Source organism: Lentilactobacillus sunkii DSM 19904 (assembly GCF_001435575.1).
Taxonomy (GTDB): Bacteria; Bacillota; Bacilli; order Lactobacillales; family Lactobacillaceae; genus Lentilactobacillus; species Lentilactobacillus sunkii.
In genome coordinates this window covers 1-1,487 of sequence record NZ_AZEA01000059.1, presented here as the reverse complement: position 1 = coordinate 1,487, position 1,487 = coordinate 1, and the positions used below count along the sequence as shown (strand labels likewise).

General features: G+C 40.1%; 2 protein-coding genes. Both read right to left on the bottom strand.

Features of this window, described 5'->3' with window-relative positions; genetic code table 11:
* Window positions 1–40 precede the first annotated feature (40 nt).
* A complete protein-coding gene (locus FD17_RS12875; protein ID WP_156653636.1) occupies window positions 41–904 on the bottom strand; it encodes an IS3 family transposase in 864 nt (287 codons plus the stop codon).
* Between the two features lie 11 nt (window positions 905–915).
* The coding region (locus tag FD17_RS12870) for a helix-turn-helix domain-containing protein (RefSeq protein ID WP_338092505.1) at window positions 916–1,487 on the bottom strand (572 nt) is incomplete at its 5' end.

The window sequence follows — 1,487 nt, the reverse complement described above, 5'->3', positions numbered from 1 at the left end:
ATGAAGTGCAACAGAAAAGTTAGACAAAGAAAATGTTTATTTAAGATGCTAAGACTTGATTCCTGTATTCTACAGGAGTTAGGCCGTTTTTATTTCTCGAGATTCTTTCGTAATTAAACCATTGAATATATTGTTTTACTAAATGACGTAAATCCGTAACGTTATTGATCTGATATCGATTAAGACATTCTCGTTTCATTAGATTAAAGAAACTTTCAATTGGTGCGTTATCGTGACAATTTCCCTTACGGGACATGCTTTGACAGATATTCATGTGCTTTAAGCGTGCTTGATAGTCTGGAACTTGATACTGCCAGCCCTGGTCTGAATGAAGGATTGGATGAATTCCCGGCCTCAGATGTGGCGCCAGTTGCTTCAAAGTAGCCTGAATTAAGGATTTATTCGGTGAATCACTGATAGCAGCGGCCAATACTTCACGGCTTGCTTCATCTGTAATAGCTGAAATGTATCCCCATTTACCGTTGTATAAGCGTACTTGAGTGACATCCGTATGGAGAACTGTTAACGGCTGCTTGGCAGTAAATTTTTGCTTAAGGATATTGGGGGCAATCTTTCCAATTTGACCTTTGTAAGAATGGTATTGAGAAGTGTGTTTGGAATAAATCGAAACTTTCAGACCCATATCACTCATTAATCGACGGATTGTCTCTTCTGCGTAACTGAACCCATGCTTTAATGCTGCATCGTGAATTCGACGGTAACCGTAGGTTTCGTGTGTTTTGTAAAATAATTTTTTGATGAATGCTTTGATTGATCCATATTTATCTGGTCGCCGATTCCGCTTTAGGCGATCATAATAAGTTGCTCGCGGTAGCTTTAGAGCAGTTAGTAGTTCTTGGAATCCATAATGCGACCGTAACGAAGAAACAATGTTGGCCTTCACCTTTGTGGTGATTATTTGCGAGCCTTCTTCGTTAAAGTCGCGAGTGCTTTTAAAATATCACGATCCAATTCTGCTTTATGCAGTCGCTGTTTAAGTTCTAAGATCTCCTGTTGATACTTCTCTTCCTGGTTAGGCTGCAGATGTTTAATGGACTTATTATATTTACGGTTGGTGGTCTGTTTTCCTCTCTTTTTCGAACGCAGTCCAGCGACTCCTTGCTCATCCACAATCTGATTCCACGCATAGACTTGGCTTGAAGAAATTCCAAAATGTGCCGCTGCTTGGGCTCGACTTATTTGATGTGTACGCACATATTCTATCACTGCTAATTTAAAAGATTGAGAATATGTAGCCCTTGAACGCTTAACCTCAAGAGATTGGATACCTTGTTCACGGGCCTGCTGGACCCACACCCGAGCACATCCGTAGGATGTGTGGTATTGCTTACACAGATCGTGATACCCAATGTCACCCTTGAAGTATCGGGAAACAACTTTGATTTTAAATTTACTGCTGTATTTTGTCATAAGAAAAGCCCCACAATTAATTAGACTTCCTTGTCTAACAATTGTAGGGCACTTCA